Raw genomic sequence first — 26,099 nt, forward strand, 5'->3', positions numbered from 1 at the left:
TTGCGCAATGGCGGATTTGAAATTTCCGCCGACTGCCGCCAAGATGGGGGCGAAATTGTCCTGCATCATCAGGGCCGACCATCTGGGCCGACCATCTGGGCAAGTGAGGCTCCCATGTCCGAAATCGCTCACCTCGCCGCCACCATCTTCAAGCGCGCCGGCAAGGCAAAGCGCTTCATCGTCGCCATTGCGGGACCGCCGGGAGCAGGCAAGTCGACATTGTCGGCGAGCCTGCATGACCTTTTGCCCGAAGGAGCCGTGGAAGTCGTGCCGATGGACGGCTTCCATTATGACGACATCGTGCTCAACGCGCGCGGCCTGCGCGCGCGCAAGGGCGCGCCGGAAACCTTCGACTTCGCCGGTTTCGAAACCCTGCTTAAGCGCATCCGGGCCGGCGAGGCCGAGATCGCGATTCCCGTCTTCGACCGCGGCTTGGAGCTGTCGCGCGCCGCCGCGGCGATCGTCGGCACCGAGACCAAGTTCATCCTGGTCGAAGGCAATTACCTGCTGCTCGACGAGGAGCCGTGGTCGCGGCTGGCGCCGCTGTTCGATTATTCGATTTTCGTCGACGTGCCGCGCAACGAGCTCGAGCGCCGCCTGATGGAGCGCTGGCACGAGCATGGCCGTTCCGACGCCGATGCGCGCGCCTGGATCGCCTCCAACGACATGCCGAACATCGAACGCGTGCTGGCACGGCGCCGGGCGGCCGACCTGGTCATTGGTTAACCTGCTTAATTTTCGGTATTCTTGGACGGGAACCTTAAGAGTTTCGCGCCGTTATGCCTCAGAACCAGTTTGTGTGGCGTGAGGGATTTTGCATGGCAACCAAGGCTAGAAAACCCGCAAAGACGAAACCCGCGAAGGCAACGCAAGCGAAAGCCGGTGCTGGCCCCGCGGTAGCCGAACGCTCAAAAGACGCCAAAGGCGCTTTCGGCAAGGCGGCACCTAGAAAAGTGGTCCCGGCCGCCAAGACGGCCAGCCCGCGCAAAGCGGCGCCGAACAAAGCCGGTGCCGTTCGAACCGCAGCGAACGTCGCCGCAGGTGCGGTGGTTGCAACCGCCCGGGGCGCCGCTTCGCTTGCCGCCGCCGTGATCGGCAAGGGCAGTTCGAAGGCCAAAGCGGAGTAGCAGGCAGCAGGGCGGCAGTCCGCCTCAGGCCTTTGCCGGAATGGTCAGGCCCTTTTGAACCGCCGGTCGTGCCAGGCCGCGCTCCAGCCATGCCGCCACATTGGCGAAATCATCGAAACCGACGAGGTCGCGGGCTTCATAGAAGCCGATCAGGTTGCGCACCCAGCCGAGCAGCGAGATGTCGGCGATGGTGTAGTCATTGGCCATGATCCATTTGCGGCCTTTCAGCCTGGCGTCGAGCACACCGAGCAGCCGCCGCGATTCGTCGCGATAGCGCTCCAGCGGGCGCTTGTCGGCGATCTCGCGGCCGGCGAATTTGTGGAAGAAACCGACCTGGCCGAACATCGGACCGACCGAAGCCATCTGGAAGAACACCCACTGGATCGTCTCATAGCGGCGCGCGGCGTCCACGGGCATAAGCAGGCCGGTCTTGTCGGCGAGATAGAGCAGGATGGCGCCGGATTCGAACAGGCCGATCGGCTTGCCGTCCGGGCCGTTGGGATCGATGATCGCCGGTATCTTGCCGTTGGGATTGAGCGCCAGGAATTCCGGCGTCCAGCTTTCGTTCTGGCCGATATTGATCCAATGCGGCTCGTAAGGCAGGCCGATTTCTTCCAGGGCGATCGATATCTTCACCCCGTTCGGCGTCGTTGCCGAGTAGAGCTGGATCTGGTCCGGGTGCTTGGCCGGCCAGCGCGCGGTAATTGGAAAGGCGGACAGGTCGGCCATGGTGAACTCCTGAAAGGGGATGCGCAAAAGCGCGGTGCTGGCGGGTCCGCAAAGAATTAGGCGCGCGGCCGGGTGTGATCAATATGGCGGCGACGGTTTCGCCATGAGCGACCGCCAACCAATCAGACGGGCGCAACCGCCGATGGCACGCGGGATCGCCCGGCAGTTGTAACTGCCGGTGGTAACCGCAGGGGTGCGGTGGTAACCGCAGTGGTCAAACAGCCTTGAAGGCCAGCACCGCGTTGGTGCCGCCGAAGGCAAAGCCATTGCTGATCGCGACGCGCACCTTGCGTTCGCGGGCCACATTCGGCGTCACGTCGAGGTCGCAATCGGGGTCGGCCTCGCGGAAATTCGCCGTCGGCGGCACGACGCCTTCGCGGATCGCCATGACGCAGGCGATCATCTCCAGTCCGCCCGAAGCGCCGAGGCAATGGGCGTGCATCGACTTGGTCGAGGAGACCGACAGCCTGTAGGCGTGCTCGCCGAAGACGCGCTTGATGGCGGTGGTCTCGATCTGGTCGTTGGCCTTGGTGCCCGTGCCATGGGCGTTGAGATAGTCGATGTCCTCGGGATTGAGCCCGGCATCGGCAAGGCAGAAGCGCATCGCGGCTTCCGGGCCCTCGATGGTCGGCGCGACGATGTCGGACGCGTCGGCCGACAGGCCGGCGCCGGCGATTTCGGCGAGGATGGTGGCGCCGCGCGCCGTCGCATGTTCATAGCTTTCCAGGACAGCCATGCCGGCGCCTTCGCCCAGCACCAGCCCCTGGCGATCGGCCGAGAACGGCCGGCACGTGTCGGGCGACAGCACGCGCAATGCCTCCCAGCCCTTCAGCACGCCCCAGACCAGCGGCGCATCGGTACCGCCGGCCACCATGACGTCGGCGCGGCCGAGCCTGATCTGGTCGACCGCCGAGGCGATGGCGTGGTTGGCCGACGAGCAGGCCGAAGTGACGCCGAACACAGGCCCACGCAGGCCAAGGTGCATACTGACCTGGCCGGCGGCGGCACCCGGCATGACCCGGGGCACGGTGAAGATGCCGGCGCGATTCTTGCCCTCGACCAGGATGGCGCGATAGTTCTCCTCGACGGTCTCGAACCCGCAGACTCCGACGCCGACAATGGTTCCCATGCGATAGGTATTGTCGGCGTGGGGGGCCAATCCGGACTGTTGCAGGGCTTCGCGCGCCGCGATCACCGCCAGCAGGCTGAAACGGTCCATCGACACCAGTTGCTTGCGCTCGATGCCGTGATCGGGCAGCGCCTTGACCTCGCAGCCCGTCCTGACCTTCAGGTCGTGCAGGGAATGATTTTCGATCGGGCCTATCGCCGAGCGGCCGGCGCGCATCTCGCCCCAGATTGCCGGCGCATTGGTGCCGAGCCCGCATATGCCGCCAAGGCCGGTGATGACGACGCGTTTCAGCATTCGGTCAGGCTTTTTTCGCGATCAGCGCGCGAACGGCCTCGACCATGTCGCCAACGTTCTTCAGATTGCTCCAGGCGTCGACCGTGTTCATCTCGATCTCGATGCCATATTGCTCCTCGAGATCGAAGATGATCTCCGTCAGCTCCAGCGAATGGATGCCGAGCGCCGTCAATTCGGTGGCGGTGGTGATTTCCTCACCGCCCGGCTCGGCATGGGCCTTGATCTTTTCGATGATTTCCGTTGCCAGTTGGTCGGCCATTCGGTTTCTTCCCCACTTTTTCGTTTCCCGACGCCAACTGAACAGCGCCTTTTTGTCCTCGATATCAGGCCGCGATTGTCGCCTTCTACCCCCGCCAGGCATCGCATGACCGCACCAAGGTGGCTCCCTCTATAGAAACGGAAACGCTATCAAGCAACAAGCTATATATCGACAAAACCGCCGCAGTGCTTAACCTGGCGGCGTGGACACGATCGAATATACGAAGTTTTCAGGCCAACCGGCCCAGCGCGCCGCTGGCCTGGCCCAGCTTGGCTGCGCCAGCATCGATGGCCGCACGCGGCTGCGCCGCCTCTATCAGGACGGCTCCGCCAAGATAAGGCTGCCGGCGGTTTCGGCCGGACCGCTGGAAGCGGTGCTGATCAATACCGCCGGCGGGCTGACCGGCGGCGACCGCCTCGGATGGGACGTGGATGTCGGCGCAAATGCCAGCGCTGCGATAACCACCCAGGCCTGCGAGAAGGTCTATCGCGCCGCGTCCGACCGCGCCGAGGTGTCGATCAAGCTGACCGTCGGCGAAAACGGCCGTATTGCGTGGCTGCCCCAGGAAACCATCGTCTTCGACCGGGCGGCCTTTGCCAGGACATTGGATGTCGAACTTGCCGCCGGCGCCGAGGCGCTGCTGGTGGAGGCGACCGTCTTTGGCCGCCTGGCAATGGGCGAACGTGCCGCGCAGGGCAATTTCCATGACCGCTGGCGTGTCCGTGGCAATGGGTCCCTCATCCATGCCGAGGATTTCCGCATCGGACCCGACATCGCCGCGATCCTTGGCCGTCCGGCTGTCGCCGGCGGCGCGATCGCGGTGGCGACGCTGCTGCTGGTGTCGCCTCGGGCAGAGGTGCTGCTCGATCCGGTCCGGGAGATCATCGGCGACCAGGGTGGCGCCAGCGTCTGGAGCGTAGGGACATCTGGCAAGCTTCTTGCGAGGCTTTACGCCGAGGACGGCTACCAGTTGCGCCTGCGGCTGGTTCCGCTCGTCGGATTGCTCAATGGAGAGGCGGGACTGCCCAAATTATGGTCACTGTGATTCTGTTCGCATCATTTCAGGCAAACGCATGAACCTGACGCCAAGGGAAAAGGACAAGCTGCTGATCGCCATGGCGGCAATCGTGGCCCGCAAGCGACTGGAGCGCGGCGTCAGGCTCAACCATCCGGAAGCGATCGCGCTGATCACCGACTTCGTCGTCGAAGGCGCCCGCGACGGCCGCCCGGTCGCCGAGCTGATGGAGGCGGGCGCCCATGTCGTCAGCCGCGCCCAGGTCATGGAAGGCATCGCCGAGATGATCCATGACGTGCAGGTGGAGGCGACCTTCCCCGACGGCACGAAACTGGTGACCGTGCACGAACCCATCAGGTGAGGAGATCGGAATGCTGGATCTGCGTCCAAACTGCGAATGCTGCGACAAGGACCTGCCGCCGGAGGCGACGGACGCGTTGATCTGCACCTTCGAGTGCACCTTCTGCGCCGACTGCGCGGAAGGCGTGCTGGGTGGCGTCTGCCCGAACTGCGGCGGCAATTTTTCGGCCCGGCCGATCCGTCCCGCCGCGATGCTGAAGAAATACCCGGCTTCGACCAGGCGCGTCCTCAAGGCCGAGGGCTGCGGCCCGCGCAAGGCCGCGTGACCCCTGCGAACACCGCAAACGAAAGGCAAGTGAATGATCCCCGCCAAACGCCTGTGCCTCTCGGCGATCCTGTTGATGGCCGCCGCCATGCCGGCCTATGCCCATGTCGGCATCGGCACGACATCCTCCTTCACGGCCGGCTTCATGCATCCGCTCTCCGGCCTTGATCACATGACGGTTATGATCGCGGTCGGACTATGGGCGGCACTCAAGGGCGGCAAGGCGATCTGGGCCTGGCCGGCGGCTTTTGCCGGCGTCATGCTGGTGGGCGGCGCACTCGGCATGCTGCACATGCCGCTGCCGTTCGTCGAGCCGGGCATATTGGCGTCGGTCGTGGCGCTTGGGCTGCTGGTGGCGCTGGCGACCGATCTCCCGGTGTCCACTGGCGCCGCCATCATCGCCCTGTTCGCGCTGTTTCACGGCCATGCCCATGGCACCGAGGTGCCGGAGAATGCCGGCGGGCTCGAATACATGGCAGGCTTTGCCGTCGCCACCGTGCTGCTCCATGCCACCGGCATTGCCGCCGGCCTCAGCCTCGGCCAGAGGTTGCGCGGCCTGGCCCGCATCGCGGGCGCGGCCTGCGCGGCGATCGGCGTCGGCCTTGCCTTCGGTGTGGTGTGACATCCAATGATCCCCGGCGAAATCATCCCCGCACAAGGCGACATCGAACTCAACAAGGGCCTGCCGACCGTCACCCTGAAAGTCGCCAACAGCGGCGACCGGCCAGTCCAGGTCGGCAGCCACTATCATTTCTTCGAAACCAATGAAGGGCTGAAGTTCGACCGCGAACGGGCACGCGGCATGCGCCTCGACATCGCCGCCGGCACCGCCATGCGCTTCGAACCGGGCCAGGAACGCGACGTCACGCTGGTGCCGCTCGGCGGCAAGCGCGAGGTCTATGGATTCCAGCAGAAGGTGATGGGCAAGCTGTGAGATCGGTGGGATCTCACGCGTGGTGCGCCAAGATGGCGACAGGCTTCGGGGCAAGCGTGAGAGCATACGGTGCTTTCAGCTCAGCCGGGCGGTTTGGCGGCCGCGTAGATGACGATCTTTCCGGGATCGTCGAACTCGACGGCAAGGACGTCCTCGGCCAGCACGCGCCGCGAATCGATGGCATTGAAGAGCAAGGCGTTGGCCTCGATCTCCTTGCGCAGCTCCGCCACATCGTCCTGATGCTGCCGAACCTTGTTCTCGATGACCGGCGGCGGGCCGCCTTCGCTGCGCGCCGCATCGGTGAGGAAGACGATGTCGACCTTGTCGAGCTTGGACGTCTTGCGCACGGTGCTGATGTTTTCACGCGTGCGGTCGATCGCCGAACTGACTTTTCCAATTTCCGCGGTGGCCTTGGCTTCTTCCTGATTGACCTGCGATCCGACGATCCTGTCGACGGTCTCCGGGCTTTCGAGGCCCTGTGCGTTCAACACGGCCTGGGGGATGCTTGCCGCGAGAAAAGCCGCCGCCGCAAAGGCATGCGGCCATCTGGCATCGGGCAGTATCGTGACGGTCATCGCTCGCTTTCGTGGTTCGTTCCAACCTCTGGGAAACGAAACGCTTCCAGCCTTGCCACGGTTCCCTTCACGATGCGCCTGGCGGGCCGGATGCCGGCCCGCCAGGCCGGATCGTCAGCTGGCTTTCTTGGTGATCAGGGTCAGCGCGCCATTGGGCTCCATGCTGGCCGCGACCACTTGCGCCGAGGTCATTCCCTTGGCCTCCAGCGCGGATTTGACCTTGGGCGTGGCATCGATCGAGCTGCGCAGTTTCTTCAGGCCGTCATCGCCGCGCTGGGCGATCACTTGGTTGACCTGCGTCTGGGTGTCCTTCGGCAGTTCGGTGATGTCGACGATGTTGACGCTCTGGATCGCCGGCGCGGCCTGCTGACCGCCAGGAGCGGGCGCGGCCGGCGCCTGTGTGGGCTGTTGCGCGGGTTGCTGCTGGGCACTGGCGGCGCCAGCCAGCATGAGGGTGGCGGCGGCTGCAAGAACTATCGCTTTGCGCATGGATCTTCCTTCCATCGATTTGGCAAACGGTCGTTTTGGGGTGACCCCCCAACCTCAACCGCCAAATGGGATCAGAAGGTGTCGCCCAGCGGGTCATTGCATGACCATTGGATGGCGACAATGTGCAAGCCGGCTTCAACCGCACCGCAATTCGGGAGCAATCGCTGATGGCCAGAGTAACCCGTGCCGCCTATGCGCAGATGTATGGCCCGACGGTCGGCGACCGGGTGCGGCTCGCCGACACCGAGCTCTTCATCGAGGTCGAGAAGGATTTCACCATCCATGGCGAGGAGGTGAAATTCGGCGGCGGCAAGGTCATCCGCGACGGTATGGGCCAGAGCCAGGTTTCCCGCGCCCAGGGCGCGGTCGACACGGTCATCACCAATGCGCTGGTGATCGACGCCAGCGCCGGCATCTTCAAGGCCGATATCGGCCTCCGGGACGGCCGCATTGCCGCGATCGGCAAGGCCGGCAATCCGGACACGCAAGATGGGGTCACCATCATCATTGGCCCCGGCACCGAAATCATCGCCGGCGAGGGCAAGATCCTGACCGCCGGCGGCTTCGACGCGCATATCCATTTCATCTGCCCGCAGCAGATCGAGGAAGCGCTGATGTCAGGCATCACCACGATGCTCGGCGGCGGCACCGGCCCCGCGCACGGCACGCTGGCGACAACCTGCACGCCGGGACCCTGGCACATGGCCCGCATGATCCAGTCCTTCGACGCCTTTCCGATGAATATCGGCCTGTCGGGCAAGGGCAACGCCTCGCTGCCGGCGGCATTGGAAGAAATGGTGCTGGGCGGCGCCTGCTCGCTGAAGCTGCACGAGGACTGGGGCACCACGCCCGCGGCGATCGACTGCTGCCTGTCGGTGGCCGACGATCATGACGTGCAGGTGATGATCCACACCGACACGCTGAACGAATCCGGCTTTGTCGAAAACACCGTGGCTGCGATCAAGGGCCGCACCATCCACGCCTTCCACACCGAAGGTGCGGGCGGCGGCCACGCACCCGACATCATCAAGGTCTGCGGCCTGCCCAACGTCATCCCGTCCTCGACCAATCCGACGCGACCCTACACGGTCAACACGCTGGCCGAGCATCTCGACATGCTGATGGTCTGCCATCACCTGTCGCCGTCGATCCCCGAGGACATCGCCTTTGCCGAAAGCCGCATCCGCAAGGAGACGATCGCCGCCGAGGACATCTTGCACGACATCGGCGCCTTCTCGATCATCTCGTCCGACAGCCAGGCCATGGGCCGGGTCGGCGAGGTGGCGATCCGCACCTGGCAGACCGCCGACAAGATGAAGCGCCAGCGTGGTTCACTGCCGCAGGAGACAGGCAACAACGACAATTTCCGCGTCCGCCGCTACATCGCCAAATACACGATCAACCCGGCCATCGCGCATGGGCTGTCGAAAGAGATCGGCTCGATCACGGTCGGCAAACGCGCCGACCTGGTGCTGTGGAACCCGGCCTTCTTCGGGGTGAAGCCGGATATGGTGCTGATCGGCGGCATGATTGCCGCCGCCCCGATGGGCGACCCCAACGCCTCGATCCCGACGCCGCAGCCGATGCATTACCGGCCGATGTTCGGCGCCTATGGTAAGGCCAGGACCAACTCGTCGGTGACCTTCGTTTCCAAGGCAGCGCTCGAGTCGGGCCTGCATGGCCGGCTTGGCGTCGACAAGCAGATGGTCGCAGTCGAAAACACCCGTGGCGGCATCGGCAAGCATTCGATGGTGCTCAACGACGCCACGCCGCATGTCGAGGTCGATCCGGAAACCTACGAGGTCCGCGCCGATGGTGAATTGCTCACCTGCGAGCCGGCAACGGTGCTGCCGATGGCGCAGCGGTATTTTCTTTTTTGATGCCTCCCCAGGTCATGACTGGTTCATGAATTCGGTTATGCGTCTGACTGAAGATGCGCGCATTGCGTCAATCGCTAGCGCAAAAACCGTACGCGGTTGGTCAACCTCGACGCCGACAAAGTTTTCGCTGGATCGCCTTATCGCCCTATCCTTTGCGTCCAACTTGGAAATTCGGGGCCATTGGAGCAATATAGGCTGCATGAACAAGATTTTTCGCAAACAGCAATTGACGCCCTACGAGGCGGACTATGCTCAGTGGTGCGCCGAGCAAGGCGCGCTGTTGCGCGAAGGTCGTCTGTCCGATCTTGATCGCGAGAATCTTGCCGAGGAGATCGAGAGCTTGGGGCGGGGCGACAAAAGGGAAATTGCGAGCAGGCTTGGCACCTTGATCCTGCATTTGCTCAAATGGGAGTTTCAGCCCGAGCAGCGCAAAACCGGATGGCTGCTCACAATCCGTGAACAGCGATATCGGATTGAAAATCTGCTCGATGAAAGTCCGAGCCTGAAAGCCTATCCGGCGCAGATGCTCGGACGAGAGTTCAAGATAGCAAGGTTAAAGGCGCTGGACGAAACCGGCTTGAGCGATCGCGATTTTCCTGTTGATTGCCCATTTACAATCAGGGAAATTCTGGACCATGGCTATTTTCCAGGCACGCCGTGGTCTTCGGATAAACTTATTCGCGAGTAGCCGCGAAGTGGCCCGTCGCAAATATTTCATCCCGTCGTGAGCATTGTTATTATCCGCCCATGGCCACCGAAATAGCCTCTCCCCACGACATCTTCCCGCATATCCGCATCGTCATGGGCATGGTGATCGGGCTTGGCGTCGCCCGCCTGCTGTCGGGCGTGGCGCGCATCGTCCAGCATCCGGGCCAGTACCGGCTTTATCCCGTGCATCTGGCCTGGGTCGCTTCGGTGCTGCTGATGCTGGTGCATTTCTGGTGGTGGGAGTTCGGCCTCTACGCCATCGAAACGTGGACCTTCGGCAAATACCTGTTCATCATCTTCTACGCGATCACGCTGTTCCTGCTGTGCGCGCTGCTGTTTCCGGATTCGATGCTGGACTACACCAGCTACGAGGATTTCTTCTATTCGCGCCGCGCCTGGTTCTTCGGCCTGCTGGCGGCGACCTATCTGCTCGATGTGATCGATACGCTGCTGAAAGGACCGGAGCATTTCGCCCGCTTCGGCAACGAGTATCTGTTCCGCACGCCGGTCTTCGTCGCGCTTTGCATCGCCGCGATCCTGGTGCGCGACCGCCGCTTTCACATCGCCTTTGTCACGGCAGCACTGATCTATCAGATATCGTTCATCCTGCGGCTCTTCGACACGATCGTATGACCAGGGCGCATGGTCTAGAGTCCAGAGGAAAGGCAGGGTCCAACCATGTACAAGGCCGTCGGATCGCGAGGCTGGGCCCGCGCCGGAAAATTTCCGATCGAGTCCGGGCGCGTCAACGCGTATTTCGACCGTGTTCTGGCGCGCCCCGCTCGCGCGCGGGCACAGGCTAACGGAGGCTCCATGAAATGAAGCTCAATCTCAACACCGACTTCACGAAATTCCCGCGCGCCGTCTCGGTGCTGACCGCCGGCAATACCGGAACCGGCGCGCCATCGGGCCGTGCGGTTCTGGCTCATGACGAGCGGCATCTGCGCCGCCGCGCCATCGAACTTGCCGACGGCAGCAAGGTGCTGGTCGACTTGCCCGAGCCTGTCGCTCTCAACGACGGCGACCGGCTGGTGCTGGAGGATGGCAGCCATATCGAGATCATCGCTGCGCCGGAGGACGTCTATGACATCCGCGCCCGTGACGCCGTGCATCTGACCGAGCTTGCCTGGCATATCGGCAACCGTCACCTCGCGGCGGGCATCGAGGCGGACCGCATCGTCATCCTTCGCGATCATGTCATCAAGGCGATGCTGGAGGGGCTCGGCGCCACGGTGCGCGAGGTCTCCGAGCCGTTCAAGCCGGTGCGCGGCGCCTATTCAGCCCATGGTGGTGCCCATGGTCATGATCACGGCCATCATCACGCGGAGGCGCATGCTCACAGCCACTCGGAAGCGCATTCGCACGCACACGGCGAACAGCATTCCCATTCGCACAGCCATTCTCACGACCATCACCACCACGACCATGACTGACCAGCCCTCCAACATCACCCTGCTGCGGCTGATGGCGTGGCTGTCGCCGGCCTTTCCGGTCGGTGGCTTTGCCTACAGCCACGGTCTGGAGCGCGCGGTGCATGACGGGCTGGTGGCCGATGCCGGCAGCCTCGCCGGATGGCTGGAAACGCTGGTCGAGATGGGTTCGGGCTGGAACGATGCCGTGCTGTTCGCCGAGAGTTGGCGCCGCGCCCGCAATGCCGGCGATCTGGTCGAAGTGGCCGCGCTCGCCGAGGCGCTCGCCGGTTCGCGCGAACGCCACACCGAGACCATGCTGCAAGGTGCCGCCTTCATCAAGGCCGCATCGGCCTGGCCCAATCCCGTGCTGGAGCGCTTGCCGGCCGAATGCGCCTATTGCGTCGCTGTCGGGACCCTCGCCGGCGGCAATGGCATTGCGCTGCGGGACGCGCTGTCCGCCTTCCTGCAAGCCTTCTTCTCCAACCTTGTCCAGGCGGCGATCAGGCTGGGTGTCGTCGGCCAGTCGGAAGCAACAGTGCTACTTGCCGGCTTCGAGCCGCTAGCCTTGGCAACCGCTGCCCGCGCCGCCAGTTCCTCGCTCGACGATCTCGGCGGCTGCGCCTTCGTCTCCGATGTCATGGCGATGAAACACGAAACCCAATATTCGCGGCTGTTCCGCTCATGATCGCCCTCGCCTTCATCCTCTCATTCGTCCTGCTGCTGATCACGGCGCTGCATGTCTATTGGGGCATTGGCGGCATCTGGCCGGGCAGGGATGCCACGTCATGCGCCCATGCCGTCGTCGGTTTTCGCGGCGTCGATGAAATGCCGACGCCATCCGCCAGTTTCGCCGTTGCCGCCTGTCTCGCCCTGGCAACGTTGTGGCCACTGGCGCTGATCGGCTTTTTCGCATCGCCCTTCCCCAAGGAAGGGCTCGCCGCCACCGCGCTGCTCATCGGGCTGGTGTTTGTCGGGCGCGGCATTGCCGGCTTCACGCCCTGGTGGCGCCGGCTGACCCCAGAGCAGCCCTTCGCGCGGCTCGATACCAGCTATTATTCGCCGCTGTGCCTGTTGATCGGGCTCGGCTTCGCAGTCCTTGCCATCACGGAGTTCCCGACATGACCCAAGCTAATGGTCCCCTTCGCATCGGCATTGGCGGCCCTGTCGGCTCCGGCAAGACGACGCTCACCGAAAAACTCTGCAAGGCGCTGCGCGATGAATTCTCCATCGCCGTCGTCACCAACGACATCTACACCAGGGAAGACGCCATGATGCTGGCGCGGCTGCAGGCGCTGCCGGAGGACCGCATCGTCGGTGTGGAAACTGGCGGCTGCCCGCACACCGCCATCCGCGAGGATGCCTCGATCAATCTGCAGGCGATCGCCGAGCTCAACCGGAAGTTCCCCGATCTCGATATCATCTTCATCGAATCCGGTGGCGACAACCTTGCCGCGACCTTCTCGCCGGACCTGGCCGACCTGACGCTCTACGTCATCTCGGTCTGCCAGGGCGAAGAAATCCCGCGGAAAGGCGGCCCGGCGATCACCCGCTCGGACTTCCTGATCATCAACAAGAGCGACCTGGCGCCCTATGTGAACGTCAACCTCGACGTGATGGAGAGGGACGCCGGCCGCATGCGCGGCAAGCGCCCGTTCGGCTTCACCGACCTGTCGCGCGGCAACGGGCTGCAGGAGGTCATCGATTTCATCGTCGAGCATGGCGGGCTGAGGGCCGGCATTGCCGCCAGCACGGCGGCCTGACCAGCAGCCGCCTCTTCCTGCACCAACCGAAACCCGTTGCGGGCGGACGTAGGTCGCGGCATTCTTGGCAAAACCGGAGGATTTTCGATGAGCATCGCCCGCCTGCAGAAGGAAACGCTGACCAACCTGCCCTTCTACGAAGAGCGCGTCGATCTCGCCTGCGCCTTCCGCTGGACGGCACGGCTCAACATGCATGAGGCGGTGGCCAACCATTTCTCGCTAGCGGTCAACGAGGACGGCACGCAATTCCTGATGAACCCCAACCAGGTGCATTTCTCGCGCATCAAGGCGAGCGACCTGTTGATGATCGACGCCAACGATCCCGACACGCTTACGGGGCCGAACGCGCCCGACCCGACCGCCTGGGGACTGCACGGCGCCATCCATCGCAATGTCCGCCATGCGCGCTGCGTCATGCATGTCCATTCCATCCACGCCACGGTGCTGGCCTCGCTCGCCGATTCCCGCCTGCCGCCGATCGACCAGAATTCGGCGATGTTCTTCAACCGCCATGTCGTCGACGCCCACTATGGCGGACTGGCCTTCGAGGAAGAGGGCGAACGCTGCTCGCAGCTTCTGACCGACCCCAAGGTCAAGGTGATGGTGATGGGCAATCATGGCGTGCTGGTCATCGGCGATACGGTCGCCGATGCGTTCAACCGGATGTTCTATTTCGAGCGCGCCGCCGAAACCTACATCAAGGCACTTTGGACCGGCCGGCCGCTGCGCACGCTGTCCGACGCGATCGCCGAGAAGACGGCCAGCGAAATGGACGACTATCCCGGTCAGGCCGAGCGCCATCTCAGCGAACTGAAGGCGATCCTCGACGAGCAGGAACCGGTCTACCGGAACTGAGCGTCTGAGAACTCAGAGCCCAAGCTCTCCGCGCAACTCCTCGGCGCTGTTGATGACGACGGCGCCGGGCGGTCCTTCCATCGGCTTCTCCGGCCAGAAGATCGTCTTCATGCCCGCCGCCAGTCCTGCCAGGGCGCCCGGCCAGCTGTCGTCGATCGCCACGGCGTGCGTGGGGTCGACATCGGCGAGATAGGCGGCGCGCAGGAAGGGTTCGGCGTGCGGCTTGCCTTCGCGCACGTCGTTGCGGCTGATCGTCTTCATGCCCGGATAGGTCAGCCCGACCATGCGCAGATTGGCATCGACGATCATCCGGTCCGAATTCGACACCACGGCTTGCGCCACGCCCTTTGCCCGCAACTCGTTGAAAACCTCGATCGCGCCGGGGCGCGGCTGCAAGCTTTCGACAAGCGGCAGATAGTGCTCGTATTTGTGGACGATCCATTCGTCGAAGGGCAGGTCCAGGCCGAACTCGTCGCGCATCATCTCGTAGACCGGCCAGGCGGCAACGCCGAGCACCCGCTCATGCAAATTATCAGGCGGTATCAGACCGGCATTGCGCATCGCCGCCACGAGGGCTGCCTCATGCAGTGGTTCGCTGTCGACCAGCGTGCCGTCCATGTCCCAGAAAACCGCCTTCGGTGTCATGCAGCGCTCCTTTTTTCGATCCCTTAAAGGGTTTGCGCCGGGAGATAAACCTTCGAGGCGGCAGAACGCGGCGCCGGCCGGCAACCGACGCCGCGTTGCTTCTCCGACCAGACATTGGTGGATGCAAAATCCGGGTTGGACAGACGCAGGCATTTGCTCTTTCGATTGACAATTGCACAGCAGGCAGTTCCCTGCGAAACTAGGCATGGACCGCCTCGATGGCCGGCGGCCTCGGGGAGGCAGGACGTGAATACGCGGCAGGATGGCGGCAACAACAGGCTGGACGACGCGGCGCGCGCCGGGTGGCTTTACTATGTTGCCGGCAACACACAGGATCAGATCGCCGCGACGCTCGGCATATCGCGGCAGACCGCGCAGCGGCTGGTGTCGCTGGCGGTGTCGGAAGGGCTGATCAAGGTGCGCGTCGACCATCCGATCGCCAACTGCCTGGACCTCGCGGCCCGGCTCAAGTCGCGTTTCGCGCTCGACCTGGTCGAGGTGGTGCCGAGTGACCCGAATTCATCCTCCACCACCATCGGTATCGCCGAGGCGGCCGCCGCCGAGATCGAGCGCCGGCTGCGGTCACCGACGCCGATCGTCATGGGCATCGGCACCGGGCGCACGCTGAAGGCGGCGATCGAACAGCTGCCGCCGATGGAATGCCCGCAGCACAAGGTGGTGTCGTTGACCGGCAACATCTCGCCGGACGGCTCGGCCGCCTTCTACAACGTCATCTTCACCATGGCCGACAGGGTCAAGGCGCGCTCCTTCCCGATGCCGCTGCCGGTCATCGCCTCCTCGCCGCAGGAGCGCGAGATGCTGCTCAACCAGCCGATGATCCAGCCGACGCTGGCGCTGGCAGCCGAGGCCGACGTCACTTTCATCGGCATCGGCGACCTCGGCCCGAAGGCGCCGCTCTACGAGGACGGCTTCATTTCAGAAAGCGAGCTGAAAGCCCTGCAGAAGGCGGGAGGCATCGCCGAGATCGTCGGCTGGGTGTTCGATCGCGAAGGCCGCATGATCGAGGGCATCACCAATGACCGGGTGTCGTCGGCATCGCTGCCGTCGCGCGAGAAATCGCTGGTCATTGCGCTGGCCATGGGCGAGCGCAAGCTGCCGGGTATCCTGGCGGCCGTGAACCGCCGGCTGGTCAACGGGCTCATCACCGACGAGCGGACGGCAGCCGCGCTCTTGGCCAGCATCTGACTGGAACCCGCTGCGAGCGATTTGCGATAAAGAGAGCAATGCTATCCGTGCCGTCCGAAAGGGTCGTTGCCGTCGAGGAACCCGAGGTCGCGCTGCAGATGCGGCGACAGGTCCCTGATGTCGAGATGTGCCTTTTTTCTCACTGAAAACCAGCCGAATCCGTCCGCGAGCCACGAAATCCAGCGATGATCGGGTGCGGGAGTGCATTTTTGCTGTGCCATGGTCATGATCGTCAACCTTCGCTATCCTGGACCCGCATGACGGGTTGACGCTGAATGTCGGTCTTGCCGGCCGCCTTGGCCAATCGAACGTCGATAAGGACCCATAAGGAGGCTTTATGCCGGACCTCAGCTCGCGGCAGGTTTCGCAGCTCCCGCCTCTGCAGGCGATCCGGGTGTTCGAAGCGGTGGCGCGGCACCTTTCCTTCACCAAGGCGGCCGAGGAGCTCGCCATGACGCAAGCGGCGGTCAGCTATCAGATCAAGGTGCTGGAGGAACGGGTCGGCGCGCCGCTTTTCCTGCGGCGGCCGCGCCAGATCGCGCTCACCGAGGCCGGACAGCGCCTCGCGCCGGCGGTCAGCGAGGCCTTCGCCATTCTTGGCCAGGCCTATGCCGCGGCGCGCGGCGGCGCGGATGGCGTGCTGTGCGTCACCACCGTGCTGACCTTCGCCTCGAACTGGCTGGCGCACCATCTGGGCTCGTTCCAGATCGCTCATCCTTCGCTCGCCGTGCGGCTCGAAACGTCGAGCCGGCTGACGGATTTCGCCCGCGAGGATGTCGACCTCGCCATCCGGTCGGGCGGCGGCAAGTGGCCCGGGCTGGAAGCCTACAAGCTTCTCGATGCCGATTTCACGCCGATGCTGAGCCCGAAGCTCGCGGCAAGCATCGGCGGCGTCAGGGAACCGGCGGATCTGTTGCGGCTGCCGATCCTCGATCCCGGCGACGTCTGGTGGACGCAATGGTTCGAGGCCGCCGGCGTGCACTCGCACGATCTCGCCAAGCGGCCCGGCAGCAGCATGGGCGCACAGGCCTATGAGGCCAATGCGGCGATCGCCGGCCACGGCGTGGCGATCCTGACCCGGGCACTGTTCAAGGCGGAACTCGCCGACGGCCGCCTGATCCAGCCCTTCGACCTCGTCGGCGACGATGGCCACGCCTATTGGCTGGTCTATCCGGAGGCACGGCGCAACGTGCCGAAGATCCGCGCCTTCCGCGACTGGCTGCTGGCCGAAATCGCCTGCTGACTGGCAAGGCACATCGCTTCGAAGCGAAGTTCCGCGAGGCGTCTTCATGCATGCCGTTCAAAATGCCGGTCGTTTTGACCTCCGGATCCGATCGGGCTGCGCGACCTCTGAATTATGAGAGGCAGCAGCCACAGCCTGCCCGGCTATTTTCCTCTACTCCATATCCGGCCAGCGTCGTCGAGTGCTGCGCTGCAGCATCGAATCTGGCTTGACATAATATGGAACTTAATGAGTAATTGCTCACAGCCAAGGCAAATGCTCATCTTGGTCCATGGGAGGAATTTGATGAAACTTCGTACGCTCATCCTGGGCTTGTGCTCGACCAGCGCGCTGGCGTTCGCTGCGCACGCCGAATCCATCACCATCGCCACCGTCAACAATGCCGATATGGTCCGCATGCAGACGCTGACCGACGACTTCACCAAGGCGAACCCCGACATCACGCTCAACTGGGTGACGCTCGAAGAGAACGTGCTGCGCGAGCGCGTCACCACCGACATCGCCACCAAGGGCGGCCAGTACGACGTGATGACGATCGGCACCTACGAGGTTCCGATCTGGGCCAAGCAGAGTTGGCTGTTGCCGCTCGACAAGCTCGGCGACGACTACGATGCCAAGGACATCCTGCCGGCCATCGCCGGCGGCCTTTCGGTCGACGGCAAGCTCTATGCCGCGCCCTTCTACGGCGAGAGCTCCTTCGTCATGTACCGCAAGGACCTGATGGACAAGGCCGGGCTGAAGATGCCTGACGCGCCGACCTGGGACTTCATCAAGCAGGCCGCCGACAAGATGACCGACCGCGCCAATGGCGTGAACGGCGTGTGCCTGCGCGGCAAGGCCGGCTGGGGCGAAAACATGGCCTTCCTGACCGCCATGTCGAACTCCTTCGGCGCCCGCTGGTTCGACGAGAACTGGAAGCCACAGTTCGACCAGCCGGAATGGAAGAACACGCTGCAGTTCTATGTCGACCTGATGAAGGCCGACGGCCCCGAGGGGGCGTCCTCCAACGGCTTCAACGAAAACCTGGCGCTGTTCCAGCAGGGCAAGTGCGGCATGTGGATCGATGCCACGGTCGCCGCATCCATGGTCTCCGACCCGAAGAGCTCCAAGGTGGCCGACAAGGTTGGCTACGCCCTGGCGCCCGACAATGGCCTCGGCAAGCGCGGCAACTGGCTGTGGGCATGGTCGCTTGCCATTCCGGCCGGTACGCAGAAGGGTGACGCAGCCCAGAAGTTCGTCGGCTGGGCGACCAGTAAGCATTACTCGGAGCTCGTCGCTTCCAAGCTGGGCTGGGCCAGCGCGCCTCCAGGAACGCGCACCTCGCTCTACGCCAATGCCGAGTACCAGAAGGCGGCTCCGTTCGCCAAGATGACGCTGGACTCGATCAACGCGGCCGACCCGACGCATCCGACGGTCAAGCCGGTGCCCTATGTCGGCGTGCAGTTCGTCGCCATCCCTGAATTCCAGGGCCTTGGCACCACTGTCGGCCAGCTGTTCTCGGCGGCTCTCGCCGGCCAGTCGAGCGTCGACGATGCCCTGAAGCAGGCCCAGGACGCCGCCACGGCGACAATGACCGAAGGCGGTTATATCAAGTAGGCTCCTCCCGGTGCCGAATGCCGGTCGCGCATCATGACCGGCAATGGCCGCCCGAGTCCCAGTTCGGGCGGCCATCTTCAAAATCCTGGAATTTCTGGCGCAACTCTAAAATCCAGCTGACCTTTGGAGGGTGACCGTCATGGCTACTCAGCAGACCCGTTCGCTTGCCCGTTTCATGATGGCGCCATCTGTCGTCCTGCTCCTGGTCTGGATGGTTGTCCCACTGGCGCTCACGCTGTGGTTCTCCTTCCAGCAGTACAATCCGCTCAATCCGATCCGCGACGGGTTCGTCGGCGTCTCCAACTACGCGCTGTTCTATTCCAATCCAGCCTTCCTGCAGTCGATCCTCAACACGCTCGTCCTGGTGATCAGCGTGCTGCTGATCACGGTGATCGGCGGCATCCTTTTGGCGCTGCTGATCGACCAGCCGATGTGGGGGCAAGGGATTGTGCGCATTCTCGTCATCTCGCCGTTCTTCGTCATGCCGCCGGTGGCCGCATTGGTGTGGAAGAATATGATCATGCATCCGCAATACGGGGTGTTCGCCGATATAGCGCGATTCTTCGGGGCGCAGCCGATCGACTGGTTCGGGCAGCATCCGATGACGGCGATCATCATCATCGTCGCCTGGCAATGGCTGCCTTTCGCGACCCTGATCCTGCTGACCGCCCTGCAGTCGCTCGACGGTGAGCAGAAGGAGGCCGCCGAGATGGACGGCGCCGGCTTCGTCAGCCGCTTCATCTACCTGACGCTGCCGCACATGTCGCGCGCCATCACCGTCGTCATCCTGATCCAGACGATCTTCCTTTTGTCGGTCTATGCCGAGATCCTGGTCACCACCAATGGCGGCCCGGGATACGCCTCCACCAACCTGCCCTTCCTGGTCTACCAGAAGGCGTTGCTGGAATTCAAAATCGGCCAGGCATCCGCAGGCGGTGTGATCGCCGTCATTCTCGCCAACATCGTTGCCTTCTTCGCCATGCGCGCCGTCGGCAAGAACCTGGACAAGTAAGGGAGGATACGATGGCACGCTCAGTCACCACCCAGCACAAGACGATCGCGACCGTTGCGGCCTGGATCGTCGCACTGCTGATCTTCTTCCCGATCCTCTATACGATCATCACCTCGTTCAAATCGGAACAGGAGGCGATCCAGGGCTTCAACCTTATCCCGTCGGGAACATTCGAGAGCTATACCGAGGTCCAGGCGCAGAGCGGCTACTTCAAATTCTTCTTCAATTCGGTGCTGCTCTCGGTTGGTTCGACCATCCTGGCCTTGCTGGTCGCCATTCCGGCGGCATGGTCGATGGCTTTCTCGCCGACCAAGCGGACCAAGGACATCCTGATGTGGATGCTGTCCACCAAGATGATGCCGGCGGTCGCCGTGCTGTTCCCGATCTACCTGATCTTCCGCAATCTCGGACTGCTCGACAGCCGCATCGGCCTGATGGTCATGCTGATGCTGATCAACCTGCCGATCGTGGTGTGGATGCTCTACACCTATTTCCGCGAAATCCCGGGCGAGATCCTGGAAGCGGCACGCATGGACGGCGCATCGCTGTGGAACGAGATCGTCTATGTTCTGACCCCGATGGCGGTGCCCGGCATTGCCTCGACCATGCTGCTCAACATCATCCTGGCCTGGAACGAGGCGTTCTGGACAATCCGGCTGACCACCACGGACGCTGCTCCGCTGACCGCGTTCATCAGTTCCTTCTCCAGTCCGCAAGGCCTGTTCTGGGCCAAGCTTTCGGCGGCCTCGACACTGGCCATCGCGCCGATCCTGATCATGGGCTGGTTCAGCCAGAAGCAGCTGGTGCGCGGCCTGACATTTGGCGCCGTCAAATAATGGCGGTGCGGTGAAGTAACGGAATTTGCCTGAAGCAACCGGCAGGAAAATAACCCCTCGGGGAGGAAACCATGGGAAACATCACGCTCAAGAACGTCTCCAAATCCTTTGGATCGACGTCCATCATCCCCGGCCTCGACCTGGTCATCGAGAATGGCGAGTTCGTCGTCTTCGTCGGTCCGTCCGGTTGCGGCAAGTCCACGCTGCTGCGGCTGATCGCCGGGCTGGAGGACACCAGCGGCGGCACCATCAACATCGATGGCCGTGATGTCACCGGCGAGGCGCCGGCCAAGCGCAAGCTCGCCATGGTGTTCCAGTCCTACGCGCTCTACCCGCATATGACGGTGGCCAAGAACATCGCCTTCCCGCTGAAGATGGCGGGCGAGGACCAGGCCACCATCGACAAGAAGGTGAAGGACGCGGCGCGCGTGCTCAACCTCACCAACTATCTCGAGCGCCGGCCGGGCCAGCTCTCGGGCGGCCAGCGCCAGCGCGTCGCCATCGGCCGCGCCATCGTGCGCCAGCCATCGGCCTTCCTGTTCGACGAACCGCTGTCCAACCTCGACGCCGCATTGCGCGGCACGATGCGGCTGGAGATCAGCGAACTGCATCATCAGCTCAAGACCACGATGATCTATGTCACCCACGACCAGGTCGAAGCCATGACCATGGCCGACAAGATCGTGGTGCTCAACGCCGGCAACATCGAGCAGGTCGGCTCGCCGATGGAGCTCTACAAGACGCCGCGCAACCTGTTCGTCGCCGGCTTCATCGGCTCGCCGAAGATGAACCTCATCGAAGGCGCGCCTGCGGCCAAACATGGCGCCAAGACCGTCGGCATCCGTCCCGAGCACATGGAAATCTCGACCACGGCGGGCGAATGGAAGGCGACCGTCGGTGTCGCCGAGCATCTTGGATCGGACACGTTCCTGCATGTCCAGGCCGATGGCGTCGGGCCGCTGACGGTGCGCGCCGACGGCGAGCTGGCGGTTCATCACGGCGACACCATCTATCTCACGCCCGACAAGGCCAAGCTGCATCGCTTCGGCGCCGACGGAAAGGCAATGGTGCAGTGAGGTTGAACGGCAAATCGGCGCTGATCACGGGTTCGGCCCGTGGCATCGGCAGGGCCTTCGCCGAAGCCTATGCGCGCGAAGGCGCTATCGTGGCGATTGCCGACATCAACCTGGAAGCTGCCGAGAAGACAGCCGCCGAGATCGGTGCCAAAGCCTACGCCGTGAAACTCGATGTCACGGGCCAGTCCTCCATCGACGCAGCGGTGAAGGCGGTCGAGACCAGGACCGGCGGCCTCGACATCCTGATCAACAACGCCGCTTTGTTCGACCTGGCGCCGATCGTCGAGATATCGCGGGCAAGCTACGAGAAACTGTTCTCCGTCAATGTCGCCGGCACGCTGTTCATGCTGCAGGCTGCGGCCAGCTCGATGATCGCGCGTGGCAAGGGCGGCAGGATCATCAACATGGCGAGCCAGGCCGGGCGGCGCGGCGAGGCCCTTGTCGGCGTCTATTGCGCCACCAAGGCCGCCGTCATCTCGCTGACCCAGTCGGCGGGGCTCGACCTGATCAAGCACCGCATCAACGTCAACGGCATCGCGCCCGGCGTCGTCGACAGCGATATGTGGGATCAGGTCGATGCGCTGTTCGCCAAATACGAGAACCGGCCCAAGGGTGAGAAGAAGAGACTGGTTGGCGAAGGCGTGCCTTACGGCCGCATGGGCAGACCGGAGGATCTCGCCGGCATGGCCGTGTTCCTGGCCAGCGACGACGCCGAATACATCGTCGCCCAGACCTACAATGTCGATGGCGGCCAGTGGATGAGTTGAGGGGGGACGGCCTCTTCTTCCCGTACCTCCGCGGGGAGAGGAGGCCGACAGTCCGGTGAGAGGCGAGCCTTTATCCGATGATGCGCCGCCCTCGCCTTTGCCCTCCCCGTAGAAGACGGGGAGAGGAGCGTAACGAAGGCCGGATCCCGGCCAAAGGGTAAAGCAGATGACCGTGAAACTCTCTTCCTCCAATCTCGCCACGCTTCCGGCCAACGTCGCCGGACCGAAATACGACCGTTCGAAGCTCAAGGCTGGCATCGTGCATTTCGGCGTCGGCAATTTCCATCGCTCGCATCAGGCCGTCTATCTCGACGATTTGTTCAATGCGGGCCTCGGCCATGACTGGGCGCTGGTCGGCGCCGGCGTATTCGAAGGCGAGAAGATCGGACGCGGCAAGCTGGAAGAGCAGGACTGGCTGACCACGGTGGTCGAGCAGGATGAAGGTCACATGAGCGCCCGCGTCACCGGCGCCATGATCGACTTCCTGATGCCGGGCGATGCGGCTGGCATCATCGAGAGGCTGGCCGACCCGGCGATCAAGATCGTTTCGCTGACCATCACCGAAGGCGGCTATTTCATCGACCCGGCATCGGGCGTCTTCAACCCGGCCCACCCCGACATCGTCGCCGACGCGCAACCGGGCGCCACGCCGAAGACGGTGTTCGGCATCATCCTCGCCGGCCTGATGCGCCGCCGCGACGACGGCATCGTGCCGTTCACCGTGATGTCCTGCGACAACATCCCCCACAATGGCCACGTCACGTCGGATGGGGTCATTGGCCTGGCCCGCCTGATCGACGAGGATCTGGCGGCCTGGGTCAGCGAGCATGTCGCCTTCCCGAACGGCATGGTCGATCGCATCACGCCAGCCACCACCGATCGCGAGCGCGACATCCTGGCCAAGGACTTTGGCGTCGAGGACGGCTGGCCGGTGTTCTGCGAGCCGTTCCGGCAGTGGGTGCTGGAAGACCATTTCACCGATGGCCGTCCGCCGCTGGAAAAGGTCGGCGTGCAATTCGTCAGGGATGTCGCGCCCTACGAGCTGATGAAGATCCGCATCCTCAATGGCGGCCACGCCACCATCGCCTATCCGGCCGGGCTGATGGACATCCATTTCGTCCATGAGGCGATGCAAGAGCCGCTGGTGCGCGGCTTTCTCGACAAGCTCGAGCACGACGAAATCATTCCGACCGTGCCGCCGGTGCCGGACACGGTGCTGGAAGACTATTACCAGCTCATCGAGAAGCGCTTCTCCAACCCGAAGATCGGCGACACGGTGCGCAGGCTCTGCCTCGATGGCTCAAACCGCCAGCCGAAATTCATCATCCCGACCATCGCCGACCGGCTGAAGGCCGGAAAGGGCGTCGCGGGTCTCGCGCTGGAATCGGCGCTATGGTGCCGCTACTGCTTCGGCACGTCGGACAGCGGCGCCGTCATCGAGCCCAACGACCCGAGCTGGGACCGGATGCAGGCAACGGCCAAGGCGGCAAAGGACGCGCCCGCCACCTGGCTTGCCATGGAGGATATCTATGGCGATGTCGGCCGCGCGACGGCGTTTGTCGAGGCCTTTGCCCATGCGCTCAACGTGCTATGGGCGAATGGCGCGCGCGCCACGCTGGCACGCTACATCGCCGGCAAGCTCTGAGAGCCGTCGACGCCCATGACGCCTGAATTGGTCATCTTCGACTGCGATGGCGTGCTGGTCGACAGCGAGGCGCTCTCCGTTTCGGCGCTGCTCGGCATGATCGCACTGGCCGGCGGCAATGTCGGCGAGGACGCCGCCTACGAGCATTTTCTGGGCAAGAGCATGAAAAGCGTGCGCGAGATCCTCGGCCGCGACTTCGGTCTGGAGATCAGTGACCAGCATCTCACCGCCATGCGCGTCGACCTGATGCGAAAGTTTCGTGAAGAGCTGAAGCCGATCCCCGGCATCAGTGAGGTGCTGCCGAAGCTCGGCCTGCCGTTCTGCGTCGCCTCCTCCGGCACGCTGGAGCGCATCCGCTACGCGCTCGACGTCACCGGCCTGCTCGGGCTGTTGGAGCCGCATCTGTTCAGCGCCGCCATGGTGGCCAAGGGAAAGCCGGCGCCCGACCTGTTCCTGCATGCCGCCGCCAGCATGCGGGCGCATCCGCGCAAATGCCTGGTCATCGAGGACAGTCCGGCGGGCATCGCGGCAGCGCGGGCGGCGGGCATGCGCGTGTTTGCCTTCACCGGCGGCTCGCATGCCGGCAACCCCGCACTGAAAGCGCGGCTTGCGTCGAGTGAACCGGACTTTATATTCGCTGACATGCTGCAATTGCCCGATCTGATTGCAGGCCTGGGAGCGAGAGTTAGAGCATCTTGACGAAACAGTTTGTTTGCGCGGTCGATGTCGGCACCGGGAGCGCCCGCGCGGGCATTCTCGACACTGGTGGCAGCTTACTCGGCCGCGCCGAGCGGCCGATCGCCATGAACCAGCCGAAGGCCGATCACGCCGAGCACGATTCGCGCGATATCTGGTCGGCCGTCTGCACCGCCGTGCGTGCGGCGCGCGAAAAGGCTGGCGTCGCCGCTGAGGATATTGTCGGCATCTCCTTTGACGCCACCTGTTCGCTGGTGGTGCGCGACCGGCAGGGCGGTCAGCTCAGCGTTTCGAGCACCGGCGACAAGCGTTGGGACACCATCGTCTGGCTCGACCACCGCGCCATCGCCGAAGCCGACGAATGCACAGCGAGCGGCCACGAGGTGCTCAACTATATCGGTGGCGTCATGTCGCCGGAAATGGCGACGCCGAAGCTTATGTGGCTGAAGCGGAACCTGCCGAAGACATGGAATGAAGCCGGCTATCTATTCGACCTCACTGACTTCCTGACCTGGCAAGCGGCGGGATCCCTGGCCCGATCGCAATGCACGCTGACGGCCAAGTGGACCTATCTGGCGCACGAGGAAACAGCCTGGCAGCGCGATTTCTTCGCGCTCGTCGGCCTCGATGACCTGTTCGAGCACGGCAATCTGCCCGAGCGGGCGAGCCCCGTCGGCGGCTACATCGGCTCGCTGACGGCAAAAGCAGCAGACGAGCTAGGTCTCACCGAAAAATGCCGGGTCGGCGCCGGGGTCATCGATGCCTATGCCGGCGCGCTTGGCGTGCTCGGCGGCTTTGCCGGCGACAAGCAGAATATCGGCCGGCATCTGGCGCTGATCGCCGGCACATCCTCCTGCGTCATGGCGATGTCGCCCGACCCGCAGCCTTTCGCGGGCGTCTGGGGGCCTTACTACGGCGCGGCGCTGCCGAAGCTGTGGCTGTCGGAAGGCGGCCAGTCGGCCACCGGCGCCCTGCTCGACCACATCATCCGCTGGCATGGCGCCGGCGGCGAACCGGACGCAGCCATGCATGCCAGGATCGCCGGGCGCGTCGCCGAACTGCGCGCCGCCGAAGGTGACAATCTCGCCGCAAGGCTGCACGTGCTGCCGGACTTTCACGGCAACCGCTCGCCGCTCGCCGACCCACATGCCGTCGGCGTGGTCAGCGGACTGACGCTGGATTCCTCCTTCGACAGCCTGTGCAAGCTTTACTGGCGCACGGCCGTCGGCATCGCGCTCGGCGTGCGCCATGTGCTGGAGGCACTGAACGAGAACGGCTATCTGATCGACACGCTGCATGTCACCGGCGGCCACACCAAGAACCCGCTCCTGATGGAGCTCTATGCCGACGCCACTGGCTGCACGGTGGTCGAGCCGCTGGCCGACGAGGCGGTGCTGCTCGGCACCGGCATGGTGGCGGCGACGGCGGCCGGGCTATTCCCCGACCTCAACGCCGCCTGCCTCGCCATGCAGCAAGGGGGCAAGACGCGTGCCGCCAACCCGGCCGCCGGCGCCCGTTTCGATCGCGATTACCGGATCTTCCTGGAGATGCACCGGCAGCGGCAGGCGCTCGACGCGATCCGGTAG

The 26,099-nt window shown here is 63.9% G+C and carries 32 protein-coding genes; 25 read left to right on the top strand and 7 right to left on the bottom strand.

Features of this window, described 5'->3' with window-relative positions; all coding sequences use genetic code 11:
• Positions 1 to 114: 114 nt before the first annotated feature.
• Both AC0NIH_RS02470 and AC0NIH_RS02475 read left to right on the top strand, forming a co-directional pair.
• Positions 115 to 726, top strand: a complete 612-nt coding sequence (locus AC0NIH_RS02470) for a nucleoside triphosphate hydrolase (protein ID WP_023765536.1) — start codon at positions 115 to 117, stop codon at positions 724 to 726.
• Between the two features lie 92 nt (positions 727 to 818).
• Complete coding sequence (locus AC0NIH_RS02475; protein WP_473467217.1) at positions 819 to 1,127, top strand: hypothetical protein; 309 nt, start codon at positions 819 to 821, stop codon at positions 1,125 to 1,127.
• A gap of 24 nt (positions 1,128 to 1,151) precedes the next feature.
• Here the strand turns inward: AC0NIH_RS02475 and AC0NIH_RS02480 are convergent, their stop codons facing one another.
• The 3 genes from AC0NIH_RS02480 to AC0NIH_RS02490 form a co-directional block, all read right to left on the bottom strand.
• A complete protein-coding gene (locus AC0NIH_RS02480; protein WP_473467204.1) occupies positions 1,152 to 1,856 on the bottom strand; it encodes a glutathione S-transferase family protein in 705 nt (234 codons plus the stop codon).
• A gap of 214 nt (positions 1,857 to 2,070) precedes the next feature.
• Positions 2,071 to 3,279: a beta-ketoacyl-[acyl-carrier-protein] synthase family protein gene (locus tag AC0NIH_RS02485; RefSeq protein ID WP_473467201.1), complete on the bottom strand. Its 1,209-nt coding sequence runs from the start codon at positions 3,277 to 3,279 to the stop codon at positions 2,071 to 2,073.
• Between the two features lie 4 nt (positions 3,280 to 3,283).
• Complete coding sequence (locus AC0NIH_RS02490) at positions 3,284 to 3,538, bottom strand: acyl carrier protein (protein WP_013891779.1); 255 nt, start codon at positions 3,536 to 3,538, stop codon at positions 3,284 to 3,286.
• A 202-nt stretch (positions 3,539 to 3,740) separates the two neighbouring features.
• Between AC0NIH_RS02490 and AC0NIH_RS02495 the strand changes: the two genes are divergently transcribed.
• From AC0NIH_RS02495 to AC0NIH_RS02515, 5 genes are read left to right on the top strand one after another with little or no spacing between them, the layout of a single operon-like run.
• Positions 3,741 to 4,583 carry an urease accessory protein UreD gene (locus AC0NIH_RS02495; protein ID WP_473467199.1) on the top strand — a complete coding sequence of 281 codons (843 nt, stop codon included), beginning with the start codon at positions 3,741 to 3,743 and terminating at the stop codon, positions 4,581 to 4,583.
• A 28-nt stretch (positions 4,584 to 4,611) separates the two neighbouring features.
• Positions 4,612 to 4,914, top strand: coding sequence for an urease subunit gamma (locus AC0NIH_RS02500; protein WP_013891781.1), 303 nt, complete (start codon positions 4,612 to 4,614; stop codon positions 4,912 to 4,914).
• Positions 4,915 to 4,924: 10 nt separating this feature from the next.
• A complete protein-coding gene (locus tag AC0NIH_RS02505; RefSeq protein ID WP_473467197.1) occupies positions 4,925 to 5,179 on the top strand; it encodes a DUF1272 domain-containing protein in 255 nt (84 codons plus the stop codon).
• 33 nt (positions 5,180 to 5,212) lie between these two features.
• Complete coding sequence (locus tag AC0NIH_RS02510) at positions 5,213 to 5,800, top strand: HupE/UreJ family protein (RefSeq protein ID WP_473467194.1); 588 nt, start codon at positions 5,213 to 5,215, stop codon at positions 5,798 to 5,800.
• Between the two features lie 6 nt (positions 5,801 to 5,806).
• Positions 5,807 to 6,112: an urease subunit beta gene (locus AC0NIH_RS02515; RefSeq protein ID WP_473467191.1), complete on the top strand. Its 306-nt coding sequence runs from the start codon at positions 5,807 to 5,809 to the stop codon at positions 6,110 to 6,112.
• Between the two features lie 80 nt (positions 6,113 to 6,192).
• On the opposite strand, the gene AC0NIH_RS02520 is transcribed toward AC0NIH_RS02515, so the two are convergent.
• Together AC0NIH_RS02520 and AC0NIH_RS02525 are read right to left on the bottom strand one after the other, a co-directional pair.
• On the bottom strand, positions 6,193 to 6,687 hold the full coding sequence (locus tag AC0NIH_RS02520) for a hypothetical protein (protein WP_023776054.1): 495 nt from the start codon (positions 6,685 to 6,687) through the stop codon (positions 6,193 to 6,195).
• 114 nt (positions 6,688 to 6,801) lie between these two features.
• Positions 6,802 to 7,176: a hypothetical protein gene (locus AC0NIH_RS02525; protein ID WP_473467188.1), complete on the bottom strand. Its 375-nt coding sequence runs from the start codon at positions 7,174 to 7,176 to the stop codon at positions 6,802 to 6,804.
• A 167-nt stretch (positions 7,177 to 7,343) separates the two neighbouring features.
• Between AC0NIH_RS02525 and ureC the strand changes: the two genes are divergently transcribed.
• The 8 genes from ureC (at position 7,344) to AC0NIH_RS02565 (ending at position 13,791) form a co-directional block, all read left to right on the top strand.
• Positions 7,344 to 9,056, top strand: coding sequence for an urease subunit alpha (gene ureC, locus AC0NIH_RS02530; RefSeq protein ID WP_473467185.1), 1,713 nt, complete (start codon positions 7,344 to 7,346; stop codon positions 9,054 to 9,056).
• 199 nt (positions 9,057 to 9,255) lie between these two features.
• Positions 9,256 to 9,744 (top strand): DUF29 domain-containing protein, encoded by a 489-nt coding sequence (locus AC0NIH_RS02535; protein WP_473467183.1) that lies wholly within the window; start codon positions 9,256 to 9,258, stop codon positions 9,742 to 9,744.
• Positions 9,745 to 9,803: 59 nt separating this feature from the next.
• Positions 9,804 to 10,397: a hypothetical protein gene (locus AC0NIH_RS02540; protein WP_023776057.1), complete on the top strand. Its 594-nt coding sequence runs from the start codon at positions 9,804 to 9,806 to the stop codon at positions 10,395 to 10,397.
• Positions 10,398 to 10,582: 185 nt separating this feature from the next.
• The gene (locus AC0NIH_RS02545) at positions 10,583 to 11,197 is read left to right on the top strand and encodes an urease accessory protein UreE (RefSeq protein ID WP_473467180.1); all 615 of its coding nucleotides are present in this window, start codon (positions 10,583 to 10,585) and stop codon (positions 11,195 to 11,197) included.
• Entirely contained in the window at positions 11,190 to 11,861 is a 672-nt protein-coding gene (locus AC0NIH_RS02550) for an urease accessory protein UreF (protein WP_473467178.1), read from the top strand. Before AC0NIH_RS02545 ends, AC0NIH_RS02550 begins: the two co-directional genes overlap by 8 nt.
• Complete coding sequence (locus AC0NIH_RS02555) at positions 11,858 to 12,298, top strand: DUF3995 domain-containing protein (protein WP_473467176.1); 441 nt, start codon at positions 11,858 to 11,860, stop codon at positions 12,296 to 12,298. The genes AC0NIH_RS02550 and AC0NIH_RS02555 overlap by 4 nt, the downstream gene beginning before the upstream one ends.
• Positions 12,295 to 12,936, top strand: coding sequence for an urease accessory protein UreG (gene ureG, locus AC0NIH_RS02560; protein WP_473467174.1), 642 nt, complete (start codon positions 12,295 to 12,297; stop codon positions 12,934 to 12,936). Before AC0NIH_RS02555 ends, ureG begins: the two co-directional genes overlap by 4 nt.
• A gap of 87 nt (positions 12,937 to 13,023) precedes the next feature.
• Positions 13,024 to 13,791, top strand: coding sequence for a class II aldolase and adducin N-terminal domain-containing protein (locus AC0NIH_RS02565; protein ID WP_224689652.1), 768 nt, complete (start codon positions 13,024 to 13,026; stop codon positions 13,789 to 13,791).
• Positions 13,792 to 13,803: 12 nt separating this feature from the next.
• On the opposite strand, the gene AC0NIH_RS02570 is transcribed toward AC0NIH_RS02565, so the two are convergent.
• A complete protein-coding gene (locus AC0NIH_RS02570; RefSeq protein ID WP_473467172.1) occupies positions 13,804 to 14,436 on the bottom strand; it encodes an HAD family hydrolase in 633 nt (210 codons plus the stop codon).
• Between the two features lie 246 nt (positions 14,437 to 14,682).
• Here AC0NIH_RS02570 and AC0NIH_RS02575 point away from each other — a divergent pair, with 246 nt between their 5' ends.
• Positions 14,683 to 15,642: a sugar-binding transcriptional regulator gene (locus AC0NIH_RS02575; RefSeq protein WP_013891797.1), complete on the top strand. Its 960-nt coding sequence runs from the start codon at positions 14,683 to 14,685 to the stop codon at positions 15,640 to 15,642.
• A gap of 41 nt (positions 15,643 to 15,683) precedes the next feature.
• Here the strand turns inward: AC0NIH_RS02575 and AC0NIH_RS02580 are convergent, their stop codons facing one another.
• The gene (locus tag AC0NIH_RS02580) at positions 15,684 to 15,869 is read right to left on the bottom strand and encodes a hypothetical protein (RefSeq protein ID WP_023765518.1); all 186 of its coding nucleotides are present in this window, start codon (positions 15,867 to 15,869) and stop codon (positions 15,684 to 15,686) included.
• A gap of 110 nt (positions 15,870 to 15,979) precedes the next feature.
• Here AC0NIH_RS02580 and gcvA point away from each other — a divergent pair, with 110 nt between their 5' ends.
• From gcvA to AC0NIH_RS02625, 9 genes are all read left to right on the top strand, one after another.
• Positions 15,980 to 16,885, top strand: a complete 906-nt coding sequence (gcvA, locus tag AC0NIH_RS02585) for a transcriptional regulator GcvA (protein WP_023765517.1) — start codon at positions 15,980 to 15,982, stop codon at positions 16,883 to 16,885.
• A gap of 285 nt (positions 16,886 to 17,170) precedes the next feature.
• Complete coding sequence (locus tag AC0NIH_RS02590) at positions 17,171 to 18,481, top strand: ABC transporter substrate-binding protein (protein WP_224689654.1); 1,311 nt, start codon at positions 17,171 to 17,173, stop codon at positions 18,479 to 18,481.
• A 139-nt stretch (positions 18,482 to 18,620) separates the two neighbouring features.
• The gene (locus tag AC0NIH_RS02595) at positions 18,621 to 19,493 is read left to right on the top strand and encodes a carbohydrate ABC transporter permease (protein ID WP_224689655.1); all 873 of its coding nucleotides are present in this window, start codon (positions 18,621 to 18,623) and stop codon (positions 19,491 to 19,493) included.
• An 11-nt stretch (positions 19,494 to 19,504) separates the two neighbouring features.
• The gene (locus AC0NIH_RS02600; protein ID WP_013891802.1) at positions 19,505 to 20,329 is read left to right on the top strand and encodes a carbohydrate ABC transporter permease; all 825 of its coding nucleotides are present in this window, start codon (positions 19,505 to 19,507) and stop codon (positions 20,327 to 20,329) included.
• Positions 20,330 to 20,400: 71 nt separating this feature from the next.
• Positions 20,401 to 21,405, top strand: a complete 1,005-nt coding sequence (locus AC0NIH_RS02605) for an ABC transporter ATP-binding protein (RefSeq protein WP_023765515.1) — start codon at positions 20,401 to 20,403, stop codon at positions 21,403 to 21,405.
• Complete coding sequence (locus AC0NIH_RS02610; protein ID WP_473467168.1) at positions 21,402 to 22,172, top strand: L-iditol 2-dehydrogenase; 771 nt, start codon at positions 21,402 to 21,404, stop codon at positions 22,170 to 22,172. Before AC0NIH_RS02605 ends, AC0NIH_RS02610 begins: the two co-directional genes overlap by 4 nt.
• A gap of 166 nt (positions 22,173 to 22,338) precedes the next feature.
• A complete protein-coding gene (locus AC0NIH_RS02615) occupies positions 22,339 to 23,817 on the top strand; it encodes a mannitol dehydrogenase family protein (RefSeq protein WP_473467166.1) in 1,479 nt (492 codons plus the stop codon).
• Between the two features lie 15 nt (positions 23,818 to 23,832).
• On the top strand, positions 23,833 to 24,516 hold the full coding sequence (locus tag AC0NIH_RS02620) for an HAD family hydrolase (protein WP_013891806.1): 684 nt from the start codon (positions 23,833 to 23,835) through the stop codon (positions 24,514 to 24,516).
• Positions 24,513 to 26,099 carry an FGGY-family carbohydrate kinase gene (locus AC0NIH_RS02625; protein WP_473467165.1) on the top strand — a complete coding sequence of 529 codons (1,587 nt, stop codon included), beginning with the start codon at positions 24,513 to 24,515 and terminating at the stop codon, positions 26,097 to 26,099. Before AC0NIH_RS02620 ends, AC0NIH_RS02625 begins: the two co-directional genes overlap by 4 nt.

This window comes from Mesorhizobium sp. WSM1386 (assembly GCF_055901595.1).